Here is a 24,075-nt window from a genome sequence, read left to right on the forward strand (position 1 = left end):
ACAAGTATACTTATAAAATATGGAATCTCATAACCGCTCTAAAAAATTTATCGATATTAGCGATTGATAACCAGAATTATGGCAAAACAATACGAAGCGACCATTTTAGACAGTATAACCATTGATTGTGTCATATTTGGGTTCAATCAAGGGGCTTTAGAAGTGCTTTTAGTCAAGCACGCTGATGGTATTAGTAAAGATAAATGGGGGCTCCCCGGAGGATGGATTTTTACTGATGAAAGCACAGATGCTGCTGCTAACCGTTTACTGCTCGAACTTACCGGAATTAAAGATGTTTATCTCGAGCAGCTGCGCGCTTTTAGCGAACCTGATCGTTTTCCGGTTTCTCGAGTGATTACAGTGGGATATTACGCGTTAATTAAAAAGCAAGACTGGACGGGCTTAAAACCCGGAGCTACCGCTTCTGAAGTAGCGTGGTTTAAAGTTTCTGAAGTGGAAACGCTAATTTATGACCACCGTCATATTTTAGGGGTTGGCTTGCGCAGACTGCGCCGCAGAATTAAACAAGAGCCTATTGGATTCAATTTATTACCCGAAAAATTTACGTTGCTTCAGTTGATGCATTTGTACGAAGAGATTCTAGGTTACGAAATGGACAAGCCCAACTTCAGAAGAAAAATTCTTAGAATGAATTTACTAACGGCGCTAGATGAAAAACAGAAAGACGTCTCGCATCGTGCCGCCACACTTTATAAATTCAATCCTGAAACCTATCAAAAGCTATTAGAAAAGGGATTTAATTTTGAGTTTTAAACTAAAAAAAAGCCGCAATCACAAGATTACGCCTTTGCTTTTTGTAAACTTCAGTTTATTGCCATCCACCACCAAGACTGCGGTAGAGTTCAATGTTTGCAATTAAGATCTGCTTTTTAGTATTGATTTCATTCAATTCACTTTCTAAGGCATCGCTCTGTGCGGTGATCACCTCGAGATAATTGGCAAATCCACCTCTAAATAACAAAGCAGCATCTTTAAGTCCTTTTTGCGTAACCTCGATACGCTCTTGTGCGATCTTATATTCCTGAGTCAGTTTATTGATTCGGGTAAGCGAATTAGATACATCTTCAACAGCACCAATTAAATTATCCTTAAACTCCAATTGTGCGATCTCGCGTTCTGTAAGTGCGACACGATAATTGGTTTTCAGTTTACGGTTATTGAAAATCGGCTGAAAAATAGAACCGTTGAGCAATGCAAACGCCGAACTAACCGGATCGAAAAAATTTTCCAATTCAAACGAATTTAAACCCAATCCCGCACCAATACTAAGCGATGGATATTTTAAAGCTTCGGCTACGCCCGTGCGTGCATTTTGAGCGATAAGTTCGTACTCCGCCATCGCCACATCGGGACGGTTTTTAACCAATTCGATAGGAACACCGGTTTTATATTTTTCCTGAAATTGAATATCATCAAAATTTGCAGTAAGCTCAATGGCACGAGGCGATCTTCCTAAAAGACGGTTCAGTTTATTTTCCTGAACGGTATATTGACGCTCCAATTGCGGAATTAAAGACTGTGCTTTTAACTGCTGCGACTTGGTTTGTTGCAGCGCTAGCGAAGTAGTCTCGCCCGCATCGTATTGCAGCTTTACAATATTATAGGTACTATCATTAAGTGCATAGTTCTTTTCGGCAACTTCAACCTGAGACTTCAGCATTATTAAATTATAATAGGTCGAAGCAACTTCGGCGATCAATTCGGTTTGTACTGCTTTTTTAAATTCCTGGCTTTTCATAAAGTCGGCACGAGCCGCTTCTTTTTGCCATCTCAGTTTGCCCCAAATGTCAATTTCCCAATCAGCTTGCAGTGCAGAAGTATATTCTAATCTTTCGGTATACAAACTGGTAGGCGGCGTTTCACCGTGGTTACGTCTGGCGCGGTTAGAACCGTAATTATTGTAGTTCTCAGAATAATATTCTCTTCTAAAGCCTGCCGGAGTCGCGTTTACCGATGGCAAAAAGTTTGCTTTAGATTGGGCTAAATATTCCATCCCAATATCCATATTGCGCATTGCTTTTTGCAAGTCAATATTGTTTACCAAAGCGGTATCTATAAGAGCAATCAAGGTGCTGTCTTCTATAAACTCTCTCCAAGGAATGTGTGACATCATCAGGCTATCGCGCGTAATTGCAGCTTCGGCCAAAGAATCATTAAAAATAGAATCTTTCACATAAAACTCTTCAGAAACATCGTCAAATTGAGGACGCTCGTATTGTTGACCTACTTTACAACTTCCGAGGATCAATAAGATCAACAAGATGCAACTCGCAATCAGATAGCGTTTTATATTCGGTTTTCTTTTTATCGTATGTATATCAATTATCTTTTTCATTGTGGTTAGGTTAGGTTATTCTTCAATTTCTTTATCTCCGTAGCGCTCTAAGTTATACTTATCGTGCAACATCTGGAAGATGTAAGCCATTACAGGAATCACAAAAATTCCTAAAACAATACCACCTACCATTCCGCCGGCAGTACCTATACTTACAGAGTGGTTTCCTTGCGCCGAAGAACCTTCAGCAAACATAAGCGGAACAAGCCCCACGGTAAATGCCAGCGACGTCATAATAATAGGTCTGATACGCAGCGCACTCGCTTCGAGCACCGCATCAAAAGCTGAAAGGCCGGCACGTCTTTTTTGCGCAACGAATTCTACAATTAGAATCGCATTCTTTGCCAAAAGACCTATCAACATAATAATACCAATTTGTACGTAAATATTATTGTCTAGTCCGGCTAAATTGATCGCAGCAAATACACCAAAGATCCCAACAGGAAGCGATAACATTACCGCTAGCGGAAGTAAGAAACTTTCGTATTGTGAAGCCAAAATGAAATAAACCAGAAGAATAATGATGATGAATACAATGATGGTATCGCCTCCTGAATTTTTCTCCTCCAAACTCATACTGGTCCACTCATAACTTAAACTCGCAGGCAGTTTTTCGCTGGTTAATTCTTCAATCTTTTTCATTACGTCACCAGTACTGTATCCTTTTGCCGGAGTCACGTTAATTTTTGCTGCGTTATACAGGTTATAACGGTTCACCACCTCAGGACCATAAGCCTGCTCCAGACGTACAATAGTGTTAACAGGAACCATTTCACCTTTATCATTCTTCACAAAAATACTGTTGAAGGATTCCGGTGATTCTCTATATGGTATATCGGCCTGCATATACACACCGTACTGACGGCTAAAGCGGTTAAAATCCCCCGGTTGTACACGCCCAAAATAGGACTGCACCGTAAACATCATATCCTTTACACTTACGCCTAAAGCCTTAGCTTTTTCATAGTCGATCTTAAGACGATATTGTGGGAAGTTAGGATTGAAAGAGGTAAATGCGTTATCCACTTCTTTCTGATTGCTCAGGGTGTTGATGAACTCATTTACGATCTGCCCAAACTCTCCCAAGTCACCATCAGCACGGTCTTGCAGCATAAACTGAACCCCGTCAAAGTTACCAAAACCTTGAATGGTAGGTCTGGGATACATATTAAAGTCGGTTTCAGGGATTTGATCTAATTCCGATAGTAAGTGTTTAATTACTTCTTGAATCTCTTGAATTTCACCTCGTTCTGCAGCGTGTTTCAATTGCACATATCCTAATCCGGAAGACGGACTGTTTGCATTATCTACAACATTGAAACCAGATACGGTATTTACGCCTTTTACAGCGGGATCACGTTGCAAGATAGAATCTGCTTTTCTCAAGGCAGCATTAGTTCTGTGAAGTGAAGAACCCTCAGGCATTTTCATTGAGAAAATCAAGAAGTTATCATCTTCAGTAGGAATAAATGCACTTGGTGTAATTCTAGAAAGCAACACCGTAGCAACGATGATCAAGACTAGGGATCCTACACCAATCCATTTATGATTTAAGAACCAGCGAACCACGTTAAGGTATTTGCCGGTGAATTTGTCAAAACCACTGTCAAACTTACGCAGTCCTTTACGCTTCGCTACTTTAACTTTACGTACCTGGCGCAGTTCAGAAACGGTTTTAGCCATTCCGCGTTTTTTCTTGTTACGTTTTTTCTTTCCGAAGAAAATTTTAGTCAGTACCGGCGTTAGCGTCAATGCATTAATCGCAGAGATCAGTACGGCAAAAATGATGGTGTACGCAAACTCCTGATAAAATACTCCCACAGGACCACTCAAGAACGCAACCGGTAAAAATACTGCAGCAATAACCACTGTAATAGAGATAATTGCGCCTGTAATTTCATCCATTGCGGCAGAAACTGCTTTTCGGGCAGAAAGGCCGTGATGCGTCATTTTCTCGTGAATTGCTTCCATCACTACAATCGCGTCATCTACCACAATACCAATGGCTAGTACCAGCGATAACATACTAAGTACGTTCATCGAGGCGCCAATTATATTTAGGAAGAAAAACGTACCTAAAAGGGAAACCGGAATTGAAATAGCTGTAATAATGGTTGCACGGAAGTCCTGCAGGAATATAAATACTACAATAAATACCAGAATAAAAGCTTCTACAAGGGTGTGCATCACCTGGCTCATAGATTCATCGATCTGGTCACGTACACTGTAGGTAATCTCATAATCGATACCTTCAGGGAATAATTTTTTCTGTTCTTCAAGTATTTCTCTAATGCGCTCATCAATGGTTTTTGCGTTTGCACCATTCATTTGCACAATATCAATAGTTACCGAAGGTTTACCGTCAAGACGGTTTTCACTGGTGTAGTTAGAAGCACCAAATTCAATACGCGCGACATCTTTAAGACGTAATTGCGCACCATCTTTATTGGTTTTAATGACGAGGTTTTCATATTCTTCGATCTCGCTGAAACGCCCGTCATACTTCATTACAATTTCAAAAAGCTCATCTGAATTTTCACCGAATTTACCCGGCGCTGCTTCAAAGTTTTGATCTTTTACCTGATTGTAAACCTCTCTCGGCGTGAGGTTATAAGAAGCCATTTTTTGTGGATTCAACCATATACGCATCGCATAATCACGCTGACGCAGTATTGAAGCTTCAGCTAAACCTTCTACACGCTTAAGCTCACGTCGAATATTGATTCGGGTGTATGCGTTAAGAAAAGTTTCGTCATAAGTAGAATCACGACTAAAAATATTGATGGTCATAATACTACCTTTCATCCTTTTGGTCACCGAAATACCGGCCTCCGTAACTTCCGGCGGTATTTTTTCAGTAATTACTGAAATTCGGTTTTGGATATCTACAGCTGCCTGATCGGGATTGGTTCCCGGTTTAAAGTAAATGGTAACTCGACCACGACCGGAGTTGGTCGCTGTAGAGTTAGCGTAGGTCATATTTTCGGTACCGTTTAAAGCTTCTTCAATAGGTAACAAAACTGATTTTGCTACGGTCTCGGCATTACCGCCTGGGTAATACACTGCAACACTCACACTAGGCGGTGCAATTTCCGGGAAACGTTCAACGGGTAGAGAAGTGATACTGGCGGCTCCCGCAAGTACCAATACTATCGTGATCACCAGCGTAAACACCGGCTTTTTTATAATCTTTTTAAACATAGGTTAGTTGTTTCGGTATTAGACTTAATACGAAATAAAAACTCTTAATATGGGTCTGAAATGTTACAGACTGCTGGTAAGTTGACCTCTTTGAAGCGGTTTAACTTTGATGCCTGAAGCCAATTTATCTAAGCCCGAAACAACAATGCGATCTTTAGGAGATAAGCTTTTAGAGTCTACAATATAGTTGTCACCTGAGCGTCCTTTTGTAATGATCTCACGGCGTTGAGCAATATTGTTTTCATCAAGAATAAAGACGAATTTCTTATCCTGAATAAAGGTAGTGGCACTCTGAGGAACAAGTATGGCACTTTGATAAATTTCTTCCATAAGAATTTTACCGGTGTTCCCTGATCGTAATAAAGTATCCGGATTGTTGAATTTTGCTCTCAGTGTGATCGAACCTGTAGAACGGTCGATCTGACCTGAATTTGCATCAATTTTACCTCCGTGCTCATAGATTGAACCGTCGGCCAATACAAGCTTTACCTGATCGTTAACTTTGTTCTTTTTAGAAAGCGTATCATTTTTAGCACGCTCAAAATAAAGATAATCAGATTCACTCATAGAGAAATACACATAAATGTCATTTACGTTTGAAAGATTCGTCAAAGGCTCAGAATCTGTTTTCTTAACCACGTTACCAATAGATTTTGGGATACGTCCCATAAATCCGTTTACCGGCGCTTTAATGGTTGTAAAATCAAGGTTTATACGCATATTGGCCGCCTGAGCTTGCGCTTGTTGCAATGAAGAAAGTGCTACCTGATAATCTGCTTTTACAGATTTCATACGCACCTCAGAAATTACCTCATTATCAATTAATGGCTGTAAACGCTCGACATCACTTTGTGCTTTTTCAAGTTTAGCTTTCTCTAGGTTTACATTGGCCATTGCGTTTTTATAGTCTTCCATATACGGTTGACTGTTGATTTTAAAAAGAGGCTGTCCTTTTTCAACAAACTCCCCTTCATCAACATATATTTCTTCTAGAATTCCATCTACTTGAGGTCTGATCTCAACAGACTCAACACCTTCAATGGAGCCGATGTATTCAAAATTTTTAGCTGCGCTGGTTTCTTGTAAACTGATTACCGGAAGTGGCAATCCTTCATCTTCAACTTCTTCTTCACGACAAGAAGCAAAAATGGTAAGACAAAGCGCTAGGAGTACAGCAAACTTTGTATTAGGGTTATTCAAATAATTCATTTTTCAATTTTTTAGGTTTCCGAATAGAATTATTCAAGAATAAGACCCAAACTGAAGAATTGAATGATTTAATCTGTTTTGCTTGTAAAACAAGAGTTTACGGGGAAAGGCGTTCAAGCGCCGTGTGTGCTGTTGAGGGCAAAAGTGTGGACTTATTCTACACTTTTGTAGAATTTTATAGAAGTCAACACTCTACTTAAGAAGAAGCATTGTTACAACGAAAACGTTATTGTTGTAGGGTTTATTGTTGGCGGAATTTACATGCAGAGCAAAGGCTTGAATACTAGAAGTAGTTATTTGGCTTGAAGCAAAATATTTTGTGCGTTTATAAATTTTAAGATACTCAATTCTAGTATTTTACTATATTTCGACCAAATTAAAAATTATGAAAACTACATCTAGAACATTACTTAGCTTTTTTACATTCTTACTGGTATTAGTAGGTTGTGAGAATACTCAAAAGAAAGAACTTGCCGCAAAGTTTGACAAGTTAGAAATGCAACACGACAGTCTTGAGCAGGTGCATGCCGAGTTCAAAACGGTGCATAGTGAAATGACTCAGAAACATCAGGAGTTCACGACAGCACTTGAAGAGATGGAATTACAAGATTCTACCATTCTTGAAGATGTTGCTAAACACGAGGCAATTTTGAAAAAACACGAGGCTACTATTGAGGGTCACGACGCAATGATTGCAGCACATGAAGAACTAAAAGCAGGTTTTGAAGAAAAATCTGAAGCTGAAATGGAAGCACAACTTGAAGAAATGATGGATAATCATCAGCAACTTATGAGTGAGCACGAAGAAATGGAAAGCGAACACAAAATGATGATGGATGAGCATCAGGCTATTCTGCCTAAAGTAGATACCACTACAACTGCAGAAATGTAAAAGCTTGCGATAGCAATTGTAAAGACCCGCCAAGAGTGCTCTTGGCGGGTTTTCTATTTTTAGGCTATAACTTTAATTTAAAACCACCGTTGATCACAAAGCCATCAACGGGAGCGTAAATATCTCTGAAATTTGGATCATTCAGTGTACCGGTATAAATCGTATCAAAACGGGATTGCCGGGTATCTAAAAAGTTTTCAAAATTGAGGAATACTGAAAATTTCTCCCCGAGTTTCTTTTCGGTCATCACGCCTAAAATCCAATAGGATTGACCGGTGGTGCCGTCATTCAACTTCTGCGGACTGTAATAATAGCCTTCTAGACCTATCCAGAAGTTGTCGTGTTTTTCATACATCAACACATTATTAAGACGATGCTGAGACACCAAAGGGTATTGCTCGCTTGCCCCATTGTAATGCTGATTGACATCGGCCAGCGTATAACCTACAAACAGTTTAAAATCTTTGTACTTCCAGCGCATATTTGCCTCGATGCCCTGACTGCAAATATGACCGCCCGGTTGAACAAATTCATATAGTGCTCCTGAGGTGCGGTTGAGAACCAGCGGATCGTCAATACGTGTGTAAAACAGAAGCACGTTAGTTGACAAATTCAGTTCATTGGTGATTGACCATTTGTAATTTCCGTCCAGGTTGAAGCCTATCGAGCGTTCAGCGTCAGTCTCATCGATATTAATGGGTTGCACACTTCTGAACTGTAAGCGCTCCACATCTTCAGTAAAAACCGTGGGCGTTTTATAACCCATACCACCACCTATTCTAAAGGTGAGCAAATTAGTAGGTTCAAACATTAACGATAAACGCGGCAAAACAAACACCCCATAATCGCTCTGATAATCGGTGCGCAAGCCGGTTTCCAGCGTCCATTGTTCTCGAATATCCCAAATATTTTGTGCAAAAACTCCGGCGGTATAATTGGTAAAACTTAAGTCCTGTGCGGGATCACCTTGCTGTTGTTTAAAATTTTCGGTCCATAAGTTGGCACCGGCAACCCATTCAGTTTTGGTAAGGCTTGTTGCAATATTAATTTCAGAAAATGATGAGGTTTGCCTTCCGGCGAAAGTATAACTGGGAATATCAATTTCGCGTTCAAAAAAGCTGATACTGTTTTTTACCGTTAGCGCCGTGTTATCGCTTAACTGATGACTTCCCAATATTTGTGTTGAAAGTCGGTCTGTTTTATTCCGCTCAAAATAACCGGTTTCACTATCGCCTTTTACATAATCCATCGCGCCACCCAAACGATCCTCGTTTACATAGTTAAAACCTACATTCAAATTGGTTTTCTCATTGAGATACAGATAAAACTTAGGATTCAACGTAAAGCGCTCAAATTTTGGAATAGCCGTCAGTCCGTTATCTGCGGGGTCGTAAGGTGTTCCCAGATTATAGGAAGCAAAAACCGTTGCTCCGGTCTGGCCGTATTTTTGGGAGTAAAACCCACTAAGGTCAAGACCTAGCGCAGAAGTTCCGTTCGCCATAAAACTCAATTCGGGTTCGTCTTCCGGAGTTTTAGAAATCAGATTGACGAGTCCGGCAATCGCACCGCCACCGTAAAGGGTAGACGAAGCTCCTTTTATCACTTCCACTTGCTTGAGGTCAAGCGGAGCGATCTGCATTAAACTTAACCCGCCGGAATATCCCGAATAGAGTGGGAGTCCGTCCCGCAATAATTGCGTGTATTTGCCGTCTAATCCCTGAATACGAATGCTTGAATTGTAACTCGTCGCAGAGGTTTGCTGCGTTTGAATACCTGTACTTTCATTGAGCAACATCCGGATATCGCCCGGTTTCATATTGCCCTTTTCAGCGAGTTCCTCACCGGCAATAAATTCCAGACGTGTGGGAATATCTTGAAAGGTACGCGAACTACGGGTAGACTGGATCACGACTTCTTCCATTTGTTCTTCTGCGTGATGCAGGTAAAATGTCTGATTGTTTTCTTCTGCACTCAACGGAAAAGTTCTGGTGATGTTTTGGGTTTCAAAACCCACATAGCGCAGCTCAAGCAAATAGGTTCCGTTAGGAATATTCTCGATGCGCACGAGTCCTTCAGCATTAGAAATTGCGCCTTTATTTAATGTTTTGATACTTACCGAAACGCCGTAAAGCGGTTCTTGCGTTTCGGAATTTTTAAGGGTTGCCACAAAGGTATTTTGGGCAAAAGCCGCACCGCAACACAGCAGCAACAGCCATAAATGAAGATGTTTCATTTAAAGAATTTAAGAGAATTAAAATGAGATTTCATTTCGCTTAAAGCGAAAAAAACAAAGTCAATTTTAATCACGCCCGGGGAGGCCGAAAGGAAGAATCGTGAAATTCTCCAGCTCTTAAATAACTGATGGAAACGATTTTTTGAGTAGGGATTTGTTCTTGCTGAAAGTCAAGATTTTCAAATTCTTGCACCGAAAACCCTGTACAAGTACCGCAGTTGAAAAAGGGAGAGCAAGGCTCATCACACGGACCATCTTCACAATCATCCTCATCGTCTTGATGATACTCAACGCCCGTAATATTCCCCACGCAGCAGGTAACCGTCGAAAGGGAAAAAGTAAGTAGCGCAAAAAGTATCACTAGGATTTTCATCACTTCAAAAGTAAAACTTTTTGCGCCACTTCATCATTAGTTCAATGAATATCTAAAACACATTTTCAACCTCTGCGGCTTTGAGCATTAAATAGTGTAGATCTGTATTTTTTACAAAAGGTTGCAAAAGTTCGCTACCCGGGCCATACATCGCGAGTTCAACATAATCTGCTGAGTGCTGCATACTGATCCATCCTACGGAGTTGTAGCGTTTTTGAATATCTGCAAGCACGCCAAAAGGTAAATGCCGCGGATTGTACAAACCATCTTCAGCAACCAAATCATCATAATACCGCACAATAGTCTGCGCTTCTTCATCGGTGATACCTATTCCATTAGCATAGTTGATACGTTCTTTGATTTGACTTAAGGTCGTATCCGGATTGAAACCATTTAAGATCCATTCGTTGGAATGTTTATAATTCTGTATAGAATCAAAATGGTCATTGGCATCCCCGCCATAAATCACACCGGGATTGGCATTTCCGTGGTCGGTAGTGATGATCACGAGGGTTTCTTTATCCTTTTCGGCAAAATCTATTGCTGTCTTAATGGCTTCGTCAAAAGCGATCTGGTCAAAAATAAGACCGGCAATGTCGTTACCGTGTGCGGCCCAGTCCACTTTTCCACCTTCTACGAGTAAGGTAAATCCTTGTTTGTGGTCTTTCATCGCATCGATTGCCGTTTGGGTCATTTCTGCGAGAGATGGAGTTTCCTTTTTTAGCGTTTCCTCATTTTCACGGTCAATGGAATAGGGCAGGGCATCATTGCCAAAAACGCCAAGAATTGGTTTTCTGCGTTTAGCATTGAGCATTTCCTTACGGTTTTTAAAAACTTGATAGCCGGCATTTTCAAAAGCAGCGAATACATCTTTTTTATCTTTTCTCGCTTCCGCGGAAAAATACTTTTGAGCACCGCCCATCACCACATCAAACTGATGTTCCAGATACATTTCGGCAATGTCTTCCATCGCATTTCGTGATTTAGAATTCACACAAAAACCAGCCGGGGTAGCGTGTGTCGCCGGCACCGTCGTCACGGTTCCCGCTTTTTTTCCTGCTTTTTTAAATTTTTGCCATAAGGGTAAATGCTGTTCTCCGTTTTGGCTCACGTTGAGTGCGCCATTGGGCACGCGCACACCGCCGCCCCAGGAAGAAGCTGCCGCCGCCGAATCTGTTACTATTGAACTCGCCGAAGCGGTATCCATCAGTGCGCGGGTCACTTTATTGTCGCTATACAATTGCATCCAGTTACTGCTTTTTCCGGTGTGTCTACGCAGGTGTAAATCGGCCATATTTAGCGTTCCGGTGCTCATCCCGTCACTCACCAGCATAATGATGTTTTTAGCCTTTTTGTTCTTGAAACTCAAGGCGTGCTCCGCAGCTTGTAGCGAGTCAAAAGGGGTAAGTAACGATGTACCTAGCGCTCCTAAAGTCGTATTTCTAAAAAAGTGTCTTCTGTTCATTTTTAATTGATTTTATAGGGGGTTATTTAGCACGTTTTACGGTGCAATCGGTTAAAATGTAATTGAAATGGTTGATGTCATCGGCGTTGAGGTTAAGTACGCCTGTAACTGTCACCACGTCATCAGTTCTATACTTTGATGGATTGTCAAACTGTAATTCTATGGCAGTCTCCGGGCCTGCAGCCCCACAGAAAAAACAAGAAGCCATTGGTGATTTTGAGAGAATATAAATGTCGTTTTCCGGATCGATATTTAAGAAGAAGCCGGTAATGGTCACTTGTTTTCCTTCCATCGCTTTGAGTGAATCTTCAAAATGTGGATACAGAAAATATTCTCCATAAGTTTCAAAATATTTCTCTTCAAAGTTCACTTGGGCAAGATCCTGCCAGATGATGTTTTTTTGGCTATAGCCAAAGAATGAAACCAGAAGGAACAGGCCTAAACAAATTTTATTGGCGCCGCCAAAGGCTTTAATACTCCGAGGCTTGCCTCGAAATTGAAAATTCGTTTTCAACCAATGCCTAACGGGATTGCTCTGAGGTTGTTTACTTTTCATTGCTTAATATTTTTGAGACGTTCATTTTTAAAATGGGGAGTATGGCGAGTAAAATGGCGATGCCTACCATTACGAGTATTAAAAGCACCGTTTTAACCATTTGCGTATAGGGTAGTTTTAATAGTATGTCTTGATTGTAGCCACTCTTAAATGCCGAAAATGCAAAGTGCAACCCAACTTGCGACAGCAGTACCCCGACTAATAGAGAAACAAACACAAGCAAAAAGCCTTCATATGCCACGATGCGTAACAATTGAAAGTTGCTCGCGCCGTACGTGCGCATCAATGCGAGGTCAAAAGCACGCTCGCGCACCATTTTAAACAGACTGATAAAAATGGTGACACAGGAAATCGCTAGGATGATATAGGCAATCCACGATACAGCCCTGACACCAACCCCGGTGAAATTAAACAAGCGCTCCAGCTCATAATTGGGTAGCGCCGCCTGCATATTGGTTTCTTTATTAATGCGTCTGGGCATGGTTAACATTCCCATCACATTCCGAAAGGAAACAAGCATAGCGGTAATTTCCTTATCAGATTCCTCGTGATGATGTCCTTCTTCTTGATGGGGAGCAGTACTGACGTGTGCTTCCTCATTATGTTCTTCCTGAGGCTCAACTTCGTCGTGATGTTCATCTCCCGCTTGTTGCTCATCCTCTTCGTGGTGATTTTCTCCGTGCTCGTGAACATCCCAGATGCTTTCTAACCGGGTCACGATAAGTTTATCAATGACCTTGTAGGTAGGTTTGTAGATACCCACAACGGTCAACGGGTGGTTGTGCACTTCTACCGTGTTTTCTGTAAGTCCGTGCGAACTCATAAACGTATCGCCTATTTTTAAATCGGTTTCTTCGGCCACGGTGCTGCCCAGAGTGACTTCCATAGACTTTGACGGTTCACGGCCTTCAGCAAGTTCCGCTTCATACAAACCGGCAAATTCTTCATTGCTTCCTAAGATTCTAAACCCTTGATAATTGTCGCCGTAAGAGATGGGTACCGCTTTTTTTATCAGCGGATTTTTGGTGATTTTTTCGGCTTCCGCCAATGAAATATTTCCGGTAGGATTGTCCATATGCAGTACACTAGCAAGCACCAATTGTAACGGACTCCCTTTCGCGCCAAGCACCATATCAACATCACCCAAACTATTTTCAAATTGATATTTAATGGAAGCATCCAGCTGCTGAATTCCCAACAACAACCCAATACTGATGGAAAGCGAAAGTACACTCAGCAAGGCATAAAGCGGTTTGTGAAAAATATTACTTAAGCTGATTTTCCAGATATTCATAGGATAATTTGGTTTTGAAATAGGGGTTTTACTCGGGCGTCGTGGGTGATAACCACCAGGTTGGCATTTTGCTGTTCAGCTTGCTCTAAAAGCAATTGCATCACTACTTCGCAATTTTCATCATCCAGACTTGAAGTAGGCTCATCTGCGAGAATCACCTGGGGCTGATGCACCACCGCAAGAGCAATACCCAAACGCTGCAGCTGTCCTTCGCTCAACTGATGTATTTTTTTGTTTTTATGTGCTGCTAAATTCAGTTGTTCAAGCAGGTCGTGTAAGCGCTCTCTTTTGGATTTAAGCCCGGCAAAAAACAATCGGGCTTCTAAATTTTGCATCACATCAAGCGAGCGAATTGCATAGTTTTTTTGAAAAACCACCCCTATATGCTGGCCCACAAACCGGTCTCTCTTTTTGGCAGAGAGCGAGTGCAGTGCAATATTATCAAGGTTTACGGTCCCTGTTTTAGGCTGGAGCAACCCTGCTAAAAGATGCAGCAGGGTTGTTTTGCCTATTCCTGATTTTCCCAAAATCAGTAGATTTTCCTCTCGTTCCAAAAGAAGATCCGGAAACCGCAAAGTTTCAAGAGTAGGGGCGTGTTGAAAAGAGAGGTTATGCGTTTGAATCATATAGCAAGGGAAATCATTTATTTAAGAGTCACAGTACGTTCTACGGTGTTGAAAGCTCCGGGAAGCACTTGGCCATCTTTGTCAAGCAGCTCCAGTTTTACGGTAGCTTCACCTTTAGGAAGTCCTTTTACTATGTAAGGCACCCATTCGGTCAACTTGAATTCTTCACCGTTGATGGTGGCTTTTACATAGTTTCCACCCTCAGAAAGTGTGGTGTTTAAGAGGTAGAAATCTAACAGAAGGTTTTCAGTAACATCACCGGTGTATTCTCCTTTAGGACGACTGTAAATCAAAGTAGGCTCACTCAGGTCAACCTCTGGAGCATCAACAGATTCAGCACCTACAACCACTTTTTTAGCGATAAAAGCATTCGGGTTTTTTACGCTCTCGTGATATGAACGGCTCAAAAAAGCAACCAGATAATGCGTGCCATCTTCTAATTCCTTTTTAAAAGTAGGCTCGTAATGCGCTGAATACGGATCGTTGTCCACGATAAAGTGAATGTGCTGTCCTTTGTCTGAGTTGGCTAAGTTCCCAGTCAAATCAGAATCGGTTTGTGCGCCCAACTCATAGTTTTGCACATCAAAAGCAAAATCAATTCCGCCTTCAGCAGCTTTTACAGTTTCGGCAGTAGGTTTTGTGATTTTGATTGAAGCTTCTGCATAAGCCGGCGATCCTTCTAATTTTTCAATAGTGATAGGGGTTTCAGCAGTTTCTTCAACCACTTCAACTTCGGTTTCAGTTTCGGTTTCTTTTGGCTTGTCTTTGCAGCTAATGGCTAAAACGGCTAAGAGGGTGAAAAGGCTTACAAATTTGATTTTCATAATGTTTAGTGTTTAAAATATTAGTGTTAATTAAGCGACCACACGGTTTGGTATCCCGTGTTTTTTATGGTCAGGTTTTTAAAGGTTATAGTGCGGTGATCTGGCGCATTGAGCGTTGCAGCAATCGTAGTAATCTTACTTTTGTCTAAGGTCTCATCAAGTCTAATGCTCAGCTTGATACCGTCAACCACATAGAGCAGATCATTGTTGTTTTTACCCGCTAGGGTACAGCCCAACAATTGCAGTTCGCGCGCAATTCTAAAGTGATCGGCAAGATTGCAATGCATTTCTATACCGGTAATCTCATTGAATAATTTATTGGGGTGATAGGCAGTTTTTAAAAAGGCTTCACTGGTATATTCTGAGATTTCCTCATGGTGCAAATGCCCTAAAAACTCAGGATTATAATAAGCGTACCAAGTGCTGAGATTGGTGGCCATTCCATAAGTGTAAAAGGCCTTGTACCACACCGCAGCGGTATTGTCGATATTGAAAGAAACCGTATCTGCCGCTTTGAGAAACTTGGTTCCGGTCTCGTGAAGTTCAGGAGCATTGGAGAGTGAGAAGCCCTTTTTTTCGCTTAAAGCGAAACCAATACCGCTTTTTCCTACGGGTTCGTTAAATGCATTTTGTGGACCTAAGATTTCAATGTATTGACGTTTTCCCCGTAAGTATGCCGAAGTTGAATTGGCGTTGATAGGCGTAAAATCAGGAATGCCTTGATCTAGGTTGGCATATTGTGAATTGATGAAATCACTGCCTTTTAGTTGGGCAAAAGTCACGCTGTCTAGCGTGATGTAAAAATGGTCTAAACTGACGGTATTTAGCGCTTTCTTAAACGTGTCAACGATGCGTTTTTCGTTGATAATAGATACATTATCTTGTTTCGCAGGATTATTACAACTTGTACAAAACAAATGAGGAGTGAGTAAAAAATATAATAAAAGTCTGGCCATAATAATGCCATTTTGAAACCTGAAAATACGGTTCTGTTCTACGGAAAATCAAATAAGTGTTTCAAGCAGTTTTGCTTGTAAAGGGCTCTTTAGGATGATGAAATTGATTATACGTGTAGTGTTTTCGCGTAGTGCGAAAATCAAAAAATGTCAACACTGCGTATAAAACGCAACTATCTTAAAACTAGAGTATTATGCCTGAGCCGGAGGAGGGCGGGAGAAAAGTGGATTTGCGATGAAGTTATCGCAAAAAGTAAAAGCATAGCGGTCAACAATTTGGGTGGTTGCCGGAGCTTGCGGAGTTAAAACTTGAAATGCTGTGTTATCAGAAAGTAACGCAGGATTGTAATGGTCGCCCACAACTGCGTGCTCGCACAATTTACAATGCACAAAATGCTCTTGATCACCGTCGTGCGCAAGTACGTGCAGCCCTAGCATTTTCATCGAAATGAAGAGCGCCAGCAATACAAGCGAAATTCTATGTTTTACGGTTTTGTGCATATCGAGTATCTAACAAATGTATAAAACGATTTAATAGAAATCTCAGATGCCTCTAAAAATCTTCTTGCGTCAACTCGTTATTAACCATAGCGCCTACGATATTCCCTGTTGAAACAGCATAAGCCACAGAGCGCATTCTGCTGGTGTTGTCGCCACAGGCGTAAATTCCCGGCACTTCTGTTTTTTGAAATAGATCTACTTTGAGGTGACCCGTTTCCGTAAGGGAGCAGCCCAATTGTTGTGGAATATCAGAATGTTGCTCAAAGGGCAAACCGGCATAAACGGCTTTTAAAGTCAGGGAAGTACCATCTTCTAGAATCACTTTTTCGAGCGAACCGTCTTGATGTTCAAACTTTGTAACCGGAGTTTCAATAATGTTGATGTCGTGCTTTTTAAGTTTTGCACGTTGGTTTTCATCAAAATCTGGTGTTCCTTGCGTAAGAATTGTGAGATCATCTGTGAGGTTATTCACCAAACTTGCAATATGAAAAGCGTGCTCGCCGTTGGCCATGATGGCTGTTTTATCAGATTTGAATTCGTACCCGTGACAATAGGGGCAGTGAATGGCTGTGATTCCCCAGCATGCTGAAAACCCTTCAATATCCGGCATCACGTCTTTGATTCCAGTAGCAAAAATGAGCTTTCTGGCTTTGAAGGTTTTCCCGGATTTGGTGCTGATTTCAAAACCGTTTTCAGCTTTTTTTCCGCTTAATGCGAAATCTTCCAAGAAATGAACAGTGTCATAATTGAGCACTTGTTCTTTAGCTTTTTGGGCAATGACGTGCGGTTTTTCGCCATCGTGCGTGATAAAATTATGCGAGTGTGGCGTTTGTTTATTGCAAGGATTTCCACCATCGATGATCAATACCGAGCGTAATGAACGCCCTAGCGCCATTGCGGCCGAAAGACCAGAATAGCTTCCACCAATAATGATGACTTCGTATGTAGTTTTGAATTGGATTTTCATAGTGTCGCTTTATAAATTTTGATATTTTGGAATGGGCCAATTATCGATGGCATCTAAGTTACCGGTTTTCCATTGGGTTAATTCGTCATCTGCTAATAAACACGCTTCAAGTTGTTGCTTAATACGATCCACCTCAAGATGCTGCCCGATGAACACGAGTTCGATCTTTCGATCTCCAAAATTCGTATCCCATTCACTTTCAATAAGCGCTTGATTATTTACAAAGGATGCATAGCTGATGCGCTCGGCAAAAGACATCGATGCCCACCAAACGCCGGCAGGATCTGTTTTTAACGAACCGCCAGCCGAACTCCATATGATCGCCTGGTCAGGTCTTGAAGCTAACCAGAATAAGCCTTTGCTACGGATGATAGTACTTGGAAATTGATGCTGAACAAATGCTAAGAAACGTTCAGGATGAAACGGTTTTTTACTACGGAAAACAAAAGAGCCAATGCCGTATTCTTCGGTTTCCGGAGTGTGCTCATTTTCTAGCTCACGAATCCATCCCGCCGAAGCTTCGGCTTTTTCAAAATCAAAAAGTCCGGTATTGATCACTTCGCGTAAATCGATCTCCGAATTTTTGGTAGGTATAATGTGCGCTTCAGGATTCAGCTTATGTAGAATATCATATAGGTTACGGAGTTCGGCTTCAGTAACGAGGTCAACTTTGTTCAATAAAATCACATTGGCAAATTCAACCTGATCGGTTAGTAAATTTACAATGGTGCGGTTATCTCCGTCAATATCAGTAAGATTGCGGTCTACTAAATATTGCGGACTGGAAAAATCTTTAAGGAAATTAAACGCATCAACTACGGTGACCATCGTATCCACATAGCTGAAGGTACTTAGGTCAATGCTGCCATCCTCACTTTCAAAACTAAAAGTTTGTGCCACAGGGATAGGCTCTGATATGCCGGTGCTTTCGATAAGGAGGTAGTCAAACTTTTGGGCTTTAGCTAGTTTTTTAACTTCGATGATAAGATCTTCTCGTAGGGTGCAGCAAATGCAACCGTTGCTCATCTCCACCAGTTTTTCTTCGGTACGAGAAAGCGTGTTTTCATTTTCAACCAACTGAGCATCGATATTCACTTCGCTCATATCATTGACGATCACGGCAACCTTTAAACCTTGTTTGTTGTGTAAAATATGATTGAGCAGAGTGGTTTTTCCAGCTCCTAAAAATCCGCTAAGTACAGTTACCGGGAGTTTTTTCATAATCCTTAATGTTTGTGGTTGCTATAATTGATAAGATGCCCCGTGATGAGTCCGCCGGCACCAAAAAAGATCAGAATAGATTCTTTATGGAATACGCTTTCTAACAAGACCGCTACCAATACAGCAACCCAGGAAATGGATAGGAGCACTTTAATATACAGGGGCGCCGCGCTGCGCATCACCTTTATTACCGGAAAAATCCCAATGGTTAAAAAGCTAATGTCAATTATGGGATTGTGCGAAAATCCTAAAGGAAGTAAAAACAGTACCGGAGCCAACACACAGTGAATAAGGCATAGAAAGGCGGCATAAACGCCAATCATATCAAAATATTTTTCTTTCATTGAAATGGTTTTAATGTATCTATTTTCACGACACCTGCGCCCCAATCTTTCTGTGCGCTTAACACGTCTTCTTTTGTGATCATCAGTTGTTCTTTAAATGTTATTCTATTGGGTTCAAGCAAGCCAAAAACTCATTACGGATTTCAGTATTTTCAAAGGCGCCGCCATATTCTACAGTAATGGTAGAACTGGTTTTATCTTTGATTCCGCGGGAAGAAACGCAGAGATGTTCGGCATTAATCATTACGATCACGCTTTGTGTATTGAGTGTTTCTTGTAAATCTTTTAAGATTTGCAAGCATAAGCGTTCCTGTACTTGAGGGCGGTGCGCATAATAATTCACCAAACGGTTGATTTTAGAAAGCCCTATTACCTTTTCCTCAGGAATATAACCCACATGAGCAAAGCCGGTAATGGGTAAAAAATGATGCTCGCAGGCAGAGTCTATACTGATGTTTTGTTCCACAAGCATTTTACGATAACCATATTTATTGTTGAATGTGGAAAGCTTGGGTTTGTTAGCAGGGTTCAGCCCATAAAACAATTCTTTTACATACATCTTGGCTACGCGATACGGTGTCCCCGAAAGACTGTCGTCTGTGATATCGAGACCTAATTCTTCCATGATTTTTTTAAAATGCTTTTGAATGGCTTCAATTTTCTCTTCGTCAGATTTTACAAAGGCATCCGGGCGCAGTGGAGTATCTACATTATCAGAGTAGTGTGAATCTCCAATGTCTTCTAAAAGATCGAGGTCAGTGTATTTCATAATATTGAATTAATAAGGACTGATATATATTGCACTAAGGGCACATTTAATCTCTTATTGCAATTAAGTTGCAAAAGTAAATAATTTGGTTGTCAATGCAACCTAATTGCAATAAATTTGTAATATGGCAATTGTTAGAAAGACAAAATCTGTACACACGCTGCTTGAAGTAATGAAGCAAGCCGGGGAGGCCTTGTCTGTGGTTGATCTGGTAAACAGATTAGATCAAGAGATGAATAAAACCACGGTGTACCGCATTTTAGACCGGTTAGAAGATGAAGGGCTTTTGCATTCGTTTCAAGGAAAAGACGGCTTAAAATGGTATGCGCAGTGTCAAGACTGCTCGACCGAGCATCATACTGATATGCATCCGCATTTTCAATGTGTGCAATGCGGAAAGACTACATGTCTCCCACTGGAGGTGACCATCCCTAAAGTTCCCAATGTCAAGATCCAGTCAGCTTCTTTGCTGCTGACGGGCTTGTGTGAAGAATGTTTGACTTGATCACAGCTTGAGCACTATAGATAAAGCGCACGTGTTCCTTGTGAACACTTATTTTAAAACTCAAAATTTGCGACACGCAGAAAAGCAGGCCTAAGCCTGCTTTTCTGCGTGTTATTGTGGCATTATCAATTATTCAACAACATCAAGTTTACTGATAGCGGTAATGGTACCACCTACAACCTCTTTACCTTGAGTAGCCGTTGCACTTGCTACATCAATATTATAGATCCAACTTCCGGTTTCTGTGGTGATTCCTACGCTTACGGTGCTTTTATTGTCAGAAACGTAGTTGCTTTTGCTTGAAGTGAGCACTACAGTTTCAGGATTTGGTGTACCACTTACAGGAGTTACAGTTTGATTGTAAACATCAATAATGGCATACTGATTTCCGCTGGCGTAAGCAGATGTTCTTTCAGAAGCCATAATTCCTACAAATTTACCGTTACCTACATAGACCTGGTCTGTAACATACAAGCCGCCACTCGCTTCCTCTATGTTGAAGTAGTAATCGTCAAATTGAGTACTTCCGCTAGGAATACGAGTTACCGCAGAAGGTAAAGTAGAAGAAAGTTCGCCGTTTGTTGTAGCTACCGAAGAAGAAAATGCATATGCATCTCCATTCTCATCAACACTTAATCCGTTTACGAAATAACGCCCAATAAAGCTGGTACGCTCATCGTGAATAGTAGTCTCATATTCCATTTCTGGATAAGAATAAACTGCAATGTTTGCTTCGTTAGGATAGATGGTTCCAAAAGAATCACTACAGCATCCTTTCATTGTGAAATAAGGTAGATAAACTTTATCACCCACCTGCGTAATCCAAGTAAAGAAAGCTAATTCGCCAGATTCTTTATCAGCAAGTTCTTGTGTGTTGATTTGCCCTTCAGCAACAAATTGTAAAGTATTTGTATCAAAACGATACCAAGAAGCGATAGGAGAATCTGCATTTCTTGAAATTTTGATCAACAAGATTTCGTCATCTACAGCAGCAAATGCCTGAACAGTTTCAGATTGAAAATCAGATAATTTCTCAAGCGAACCTTCAGCGTTCAATTCGTATGAAGTTACCGCACCAGGATTCCCCTGACCGTAAAGCATACTGAAGAATTTGTTATTTGTAGTGATGTAATATCTGTATGTACCATCTTGTTCGATACCGTTTCCGGCAGTACTTATAGAACCTTCATTAATTGCATCTGTAGTTAAAATATAATCGGCAACACCTTCTGAACCCGCGGCAGTAGGCGTAGCAGTAATGATGTATTTTGATTCAACACCGGCTTCAGGATTCTCAGGAGATGTACCGTCATCATTGCTATCACAGGCTGTAAATAGCAAGCCCAATAGACCTAAAGTTCCAAAGATTAATTTTTCTTTTTTCATTGTTTACTTAATTAAGAGTTGTTGTTTATAGAATTGTGTATTTGATTTTTCCGAAGAATGCACGACCGGGTTTCTGCAATGAGAAATTATCATAGAGGTTGCGATCGGTTATATTTCGGCACTCCAGCGTGAACTGTAGTTTTTTATTAAGCGTGTAGGTAAGGGTTACATCGTGCGCTAGCTGTTCTGGGATAACCAGTTTTTCACTTCCCTGACTAGGCCAGTACAGATAGAACTCGTGCACATAAAGCAGGTTATAGCCTATATTGAAATTGTCGTCCTTTCTTAAGACGTTAAAAAAAGTATAGTTGGCATCAGCATTTCCGTAGAGGTAAGGCATATTGGGAATTCTGTCGCGGTATACGATGCTTTCTACAGTTTGATCTCCCACAAAGCGGGTATCATTTCTGAGCTCTTGGTAGGTGACGCTAAGACCTGCAGCAAAAGATTTGCCGTGCTGATAGCGTATTTCACTTTCGATACCGGCATTGGTAACGCTGGCAAGATTGCCCATTACCTGCATCGTCTGATTTTGATTAAGTTCAGGACGAATAAAGTCGCTAGCATCGCGATAAAACGTGTTCAGATTAAAATTGATGAGATTCTGCTTAAAAGTTAGCCAATAGCTCGTACCTAAGTTATAGTTGTAACTGTATTCTGGTTTAAGATCTGTATTACCCTGAAGGTTGATCACATCCCCAAAAAGTTCGTTAGCTGCTGGAAGTCTGTATGTTTTTTCAAAAGAAGCTTTAAACTGAAGATTCTTATGTAAGAAATAGGTTAGTGCAGTACCATAACCTATATGGTTAAAAGTATTGATGGTATTGTAATACGCCACATCACCATAGTTACCCGTAGGATTGTAAGAAGCGGTAAACTCATTTTGCTGAAAGAAATTCTTCATAAATACCGAAGCATTCCAGTTCTCTTGCTCATAAGTATAACCAAGCCCCAATACGTTTTTCATCGTTTTTCTGGGTTCATCATAACGATCATTGTCAGGGTTGGCTTCGTCTTCTCCTTTTCGGTTAAAGGTGTTAAAGGTGTTGCTTAAAGCAATAGTTTGATGGTCATCTATTTTGTAATTAAAAGACGCGGTAGCAATACCATTATTATTGCGATACTTGTACAAGGAGTAGGAGCGCTCTCCACCGGCACCATCATATTCTTTAAATTGCCCTAACCAGTTGTATCTGCGGTTTAGCGTATCAATATTTTGTTCAGAGCCTAGGTTGTAGTTGGCGCTAATACGCGCATTTAATTTCTTGATGATAAAATCATCCTTCTTATATTTTAAACTAGGCATCACAATATTGGCTCTACTGTGCCAGCCTCCAAAAACACTTACCAAACGTGCTCCGGTTTGAATTTCCTGATAACTTTTGCCTAAAGTAACCCCTAACAAGAGCTGATCTGCATACGATTTATTAGCCACCCCAACATTAATAATAGCAGTCTCGTTATGATACTGATCATTAAAACGCTCTACTTCTTGATTAGGGTAATACTCTCCCGTATTGATATCTGCGACATCTACGTCAACTTTATAGGTGTTATCAGAATAATTCTGAAATGCATTGACCTGAGCGGTAAAACCAGAATCTGAAACATAAATAGCATTTACAGTGCTTCTATGGGTATTAAATGAGCCGTAAGAATAGGATGCTTCTAAATGATTCTGTGTGTATGAATTAGTAACAATATTAACCGCTCCACCTAATGCATCAGCACCCAGACCAATGGGTACTACCCCTTTATAGACTTCAATGCGATCAGCGAGATTTACAGGAATATTATTCAGTTGAAAGGCTGAACCGAAATTTTCCATAGGAATTCCATCAAGAAAAAATTTGATCTGTCTTCCTCTGAATCCATTTATCGAAAAATTCATTTGTGATCCAACTCCTCCGTTTTCACGCACACGCACCCCGCTCACTTTGTCTAGAGCGTGACCCAAATCTAAAGTGGTGTTGCTCAACTTTTTTGTGTCCACTACACTTACATTAAAGGCTTTATCACGCACTTGCTGAACCACGCTTTTTCCTGTAACCGTAACTTCATCAAGAGCGTTTGTAGCTTCTTCGAGCGTAATGTTTAGCGTTAATTGCGTACTTCCGGTAAGTTCGATCGCTTTGCTAAATGTTTTAAAGCCCATAAAAGAGGCTTCTAAAGTAAACCTGCCTTTTTGCGATGATTTTAATTGGTACGAACCATTGTCTGCGGTTAAAGTACCGGTGGTGGTATTCTTGATTAAAACAGTAGCTCCGGGAATAGGTTCTTGATTTTGATCCAAGATTTTACCTGTGATCACATTTTGAGCATTACCTGCTACACCGATGAGCACTAAGGTAAAAGCAATCACAAGATTGCGTAGTTGTTTAGACATATGGCGTCGTA

Annotated in this window: 21 protein-coding genes; 3 read left to right on the top strand and 18 right to left on the bottom strand. The window is 40.9% G+C overall.

The window, feature by feature from the left end; translation table 11 throughout:
* The first annotated feature begins 78 nt into the window (after window positions 1-78).
* Window positions 79-774 carry an NUDIX hydrolase gene (locus tag BUA96_RS15860; RefSeq protein WP_072984787.1) on the top strand — a complete coding sequence of 232 codons (696 nt, stop codon included), beginning with the start codon at window positions 79-81 and terminating at the stop codon, window positions 772-774.
* 55 nt (window positions 775-829) lie between these two features.
* Here the strand turns inward: BUA96_RS15860 and BUA96_RS15865 are convergent, their stop codons facing one another.
* The 3 genes from BUA96_RS15865 to BUA96_RS15875 all read right to left on the bottom strand — a co-directional run bounded on the left by BUA96_RS15865 (window position 830) and on the right by BUA96_RS15875 (window position 6,766).
* Entirely contained in the window at window positions 830-2,356 is a 1,527-nt protein-coding gene (locus tag BUA96_RS15865) for a TolC family protein (protein WP_084673193.1), read from the bottom strand.
* 15 nt (window positions 2,357-2,371) lie between these two features.
* A complete protein-coding gene (locus BUA96_RS15870) occupies window positions 2,372-5,557 on the bottom strand; it encodes an efflux RND transporter permease subunit (RefSeq protein ID WP_072984789.1) in 3,186 nt (1,061 codons plus the stop codon).
* Window positions 5,558-5,620: 63 nt separating this feature from the next.
* Window positions 5,621-6,766: an efflux RND transporter periplasmic adaptor subunit gene (locus BUA96_RS15875; RefSeq protein ID WP_072984791.1), complete on the bottom strand. Its 1,146-nt coding sequence runs from the start codon at window positions 6,764-6,766 to the stop codon at window positions 5,621-5,623.
* A gap of 385 nt (window positions 6,767-7,151) precedes the next feature.
* On the opposite strand from BUA96_RS15875, the gene BUA96_RS15880 reads away from it, so the two are divergent.
* Window positions 7,152-7,658 carry a hypothetical protein gene (locus tag BUA96_RS15880; RefSeq protein ID WP_072984793.1) on the top strand — a complete coding sequence of 169 codons (507 nt, stop codon included), beginning with the start codon at window positions 7,152-7,154 and terminating at the stop codon, window positions 7,656-7,658.
* Between the two features lie 64 nt (window positions 7,659-7,722).
* Here BUA96_RS15880 and BUA96_RS15885 read toward each other — a convergent pair whose 3' ends face one another.
* From BUA96_RS15885 to folE, 13 genes are all read right to left on the bottom strand, one after another.
* The gene (locus BUA96_RS15885; protein WP_072984795.1) at window positions 7,723-9,891 is read right to left on the bottom strand and encodes a TonB-dependent receptor; all 2,169 of its coding nucleotides are present in this window, start codon (window positions 9,889-9,891) and stop codon (window positions 7,723-7,725) included.
* 70 nt (window positions 9,892-9,961) lie between these two features.
* Complete coding sequence (locus tag BUA96_RS15890) at window positions 9,962-10,267, bottom strand: hypothetical protein (RefSeq protein ID WP_139249001.1); 306 nt, start codon at window positions 10,265-10,267, stop codon at window positions 9,962-9,964.
* Window positions 10,268-10,316: 49 nt separating this feature from the next.
* Window positions 10,317-11,729: an alkaline phosphatase gene (locus BUA96_RS15895; RefSeq protein WP_072984799.1), complete on the bottom strand. Its 1,413-nt coding sequence runs from the start codon at window positions 11,727-11,729 to the stop codon at window positions 10,317-10,319.
* 22 nt (window positions 11,730-11,751) lie between these two features.
* Entirely contained in the window at window positions 11,752-12,285 is a 534-nt protein-coding gene (locus BUA96_RS15900) for a hypothetical protein (protein ID WP_233430663.1), read from the bottom strand.
* The gene (locus BUA96_RS15905) at window positions 12,275-13,579 is read right to left on the bottom strand and encodes an ABC transporter permease (protein WP_072984800.1); all 1,305 of its coding nucleotides are present in this window, start codon (window positions 13,577-13,579) and stop codon (window positions 12,275-12,277) included. Before BUA96_RS15905 ends, BUA96_RS15900 begins: the two co-directional genes overlap by 11 nt.
* A complete protein-coding gene (locus tag BUA96_RS15910; RefSeq protein ID WP_072984801.1) occupies window positions 13,576-14,205 on the bottom strand; it encodes an ATP-binding cassette domain-containing protein in 630 nt (209 codons plus the stop codon). The genes BUA96_RS15905 and BUA96_RS15910 overlap by 4 nt, the downstream gene beginning before the upstream one ends.
* Window positions 14,206-14,222: 17 nt before the next feature.
* The gene (locus tag BUA96_RS15915; RefSeq protein WP_072984803.1) at window positions 14,223-15,029 is read right to left on the bottom strand and encodes a hypothetical protein; all 807 of its coding nucleotides are present in this window, start codon (window positions 15,027-15,029) and stop codon (window positions 14,223-14,225) included.
* Between the two features lie 26 nt (window positions 15,030-15,055).
* Complete coding sequence (locus BUA96_RS15920; protein WP_072984805.1) at window positions 15,056-15,985, bottom strand: DUF5829 family protein; 930 nt, start codon at window positions 15,983-15,985, stop codon at window positions 15,056-15,058.
* A gap of 192 nt (window positions 15,986-16,177) precedes the next feature.
* Complete coding sequence (locus BUA96_RS15925; RefSeq protein WP_072984807.1) at window positions 16,178-16,486, bottom strand: hypothetical protein; 309 nt, start codon at window positions 16,484-16,486, stop codon at window positions 16,178-16,180.
* Window positions 16,487-16,538: 52 nt separating this feature from the next.
* A complete protein-coding gene (locus BUA96_RS15930) occupies window positions 16,539-17,453 on the bottom strand; it encodes an NAD(P)/FAD-dependent oxidoreductase (RefSeq protein WP_072984809.1) in 915 nt (304 codons plus the stop codon).
* A gap of 9 nt (window positions 17,454-17,462) precedes the next feature.
* Window positions 17,463-18,674 carry a GTP-binding protein gene (locus BUA96_RS15935; protein WP_072984811.1) on the bottom strand — a complete coding sequence of 404 codons (1,212 nt, stop codon included), beginning with the start codon at window positions 18,672-18,674 and terminating at the stop codon, window positions 17,463-17,465.
* A gap of 5 nt (window positions 18,675-18,679) precedes the next feature.
* The gene (locus tag BUA96_RS15940; protein ID WP_072984813.1) at window positions 18,680-19,018 is read right to left on the bottom strand and encodes a MerC domain-containing protein; all 339 of its coding nucleotides are present in this window, start codon (window positions 19,016-19,018) and stop codon (window positions 18,680-18,682) included.
* A gap of 100 nt (window positions 19,019-19,118) precedes the next feature.
* Window positions 19,119-19,787: a GTP cyclohydrolase I FolE gene (gene folE, locus BUA96_RS15945; RefSeq protein WP_072984816.1), complete on the bottom strand. Its 669-nt coding sequence runs from the start codon at window positions 19,785-19,787 to the stop codon at window positions 19,119-19,121.
* A gap of 124 nt (window positions 19,788-19,911) precedes the next feature.
* Here folE and BUA96_RS15950 point away from each other — a divergent pair, with 124 nt between their 5' ends.
* Complete coding sequence (locus BUA96_RS15950; protein ID WP_072984818.1) at window positions 19,912-20,292, top strand: Fur family transcriptional regulator; 381 nt, start codon at window positions 19,912-19,914, stop codon at window positions 20,290-20,292.
* Between the two features lie 129 nt (window positions 20,293-20,421).
* Here the strand turns inward: BUA96_RS15950 and BUA96_RS15955 are convergent, their stop codons facing one another.
* Both BUA96_RS15955 and BUA96_RS15960 read right to left on the bottom strand, forming a co-directional pair.
* A complete protein-coding gene (locus BUA96_RS15955; RefSeq protein ID WP_072984820.1) occupies window positions 20,422-21,678 on the bottom strand; it encodes a DUF4374 domain-containing protein in 1,257 nt (418 codons plus the stop codon).
* A gap of 25 nt (window positions 21,679-21,703) precedes the next feature.
* The gene (locus tag BUA96_RS15960; protein WP_072984822.1) at window positions 21,704-24,064 is read right to left on the bottom strand and encodes a TonB-dependent receptor; all 2,361 of its coding nucleotides are present in this window, start codon (window positions 24,062-24,064) and stop codon (window positions 21,704-21,706) included.
* Between the last annotated feature and the right edge of the window lie 11 nt (window positions 24,065-24,075).

The organism is Leeuwenhoekiella palythoae (assembly GCF_900130045.1).
Lineage (GTDB): Bacteria > Bacteroidota > Bacteroidia > Flavobacteriales > Flavobacteriaceae > Leeuwenhoekiella > Leeuwenhoekiella palythoae.

Excerpts from the sequence above, each read along its gene's own strand:
- BUA96_RS15860 (WP_072984787.1), top strand. The coding sequence starts at position 79 with ATGGCAAAACAATACGAAGCGACCATTTTAGACAGTATAACCATTGAT.
- BUA96_RS15865 (WP_084673193.1), bottom strand. The coding sequence starts at position 2,356 with ATGAAAAAGATAATTGATATACATACGATAAAAAGAAAACCGAATATA.
- BUA96_RS15870 (WP_072984789.1), bottom strand. The coding sequence starts at position 5,557 with ATGTTTAAAAAGATTATAAAAAAGCCGGTGTTTACGCTGGTGATCACG.
- BUA96_RS15875 (WP_072984791.1), bottom strand. The coding sequence starts at position 6,766 with ATGAATTATTTGAATAACCCTAATACAAAGTTTGCTGTACTCCTAGCG.
- BUA96_RS15880 (WP_072984793.1), top strand. The coding sequence starts at position 7,152 with ATGAAAACTACATCTAGAACATTACTTAGCTTTTTTACATTCTTACTG.
- BUA96_RS15885 (WP_072984795.1), bottom strand. The coding sequence starts at position 9,891 with ATGAAACATCTTCATTTATGGCTGTTGCTGCTGTGTTGCGGTGCGGCT.
- BUA96_RS15895 (WP_072984799.1), bottom strand. The coding sequence starts at position 11,729 with ATGAACAGAAGACACTTTTTTAGAAATACGACTTTAGGAGCGCTAGGT.
- BUA96_RS15900 (WP_233430663.1), bottom strand. The coding sequence starts at position 12,285 with ATGAAAAGTAAACAACCTCAGAGCAATCCCGTTAGGCATTGGTTGAAA.
- BUA96_RS15905 (WP_072984800.1), bottom strand. The coding sequence starts at position 13,579 with ATGAATATCTGGAAAATCAGCTTAAGTAATATTTTTCACAAACCGCTT.
- BUA96_RS15910 (WP_072984801.1), bottom strand. The coding sequence starts at position 14,205 with ATGATTCAAACGCATAACCTCTCTTTTCAACACGCCCCTACTCTTGAA.
- BUA96_RS15915 (WP_072984803.1), bottom strand. The coding sequence starts at position 15,029 with ATGAAAATCAAATTTGTAAGCCTTTTCACCCTCTTAGCCGTTTTAGCC.
- BUA96_RS15920 (WP_072984805.1), bottom strand. The coding sequence starts at position 15,985 with ATGGCCAGACTTTTATTATATTTTTTACTCACTCCTCATTTGTTTTGT.
- BUA96_RS15925 (WP_072984807.1), bottom strand. The coding sequence starts at position 16,486 with ATGCACAAAACCGTAAAACATAGAATTTCGCTTGTATTGCTGGCGCTC.
- BUA96_RS15930 (WP_072984809.1), bottom strand. The coding sequence starts at position 17,453 with ATGAAAATCCAATTCAAAACTACATACGAAGTCATCATTATTGGTGGA.
- BUA96_RS15935 (WP_072984811.1), bottom strand. The coding sequence starts at position 18,674 with ATGAAAAAACTCCCGGTAACTGTACTTAGCGGATTTTTAGGAGCTGGA.
- BUA96_RS15940 (WP_072984813.1), bottom strand. The coding sequence starts at position 19,018 with ATGAAAGAAAAATATTTTGATATGATTGGCGTTTATGCCGCCTTTCTA.
- folE (WP_072984816.1), bottom strand. The coding sequence starts at position 19,787 with ATGAAATACACTGACCTCGATCTTTTAGAAGACATTGGAGATTCACAC.
- BUA96_RS15950 (WP_072984818.1), top strand. The coding sequence starts at position 19,912 with ATGGCAATTGTTAGAAAGACAAAATCTGTACACACGCTGCTTGAAGTA.
- BUA96_RS15955 (WP_072984820.1), bottom strand. The coding sequence starts at position 21,678 with ATGAAAAAAGAAAAATTAATCTTTGGAACTTTAGGTCTATTGGGCTTG.
- BUA96_RS15960 (WP_072984822.1), bottom strand. The coding sequence starts at position 24,064 with ATGTCTAAACAACTACGCAATCTTGTGATTGCTTTTACCTTAGTGCTC.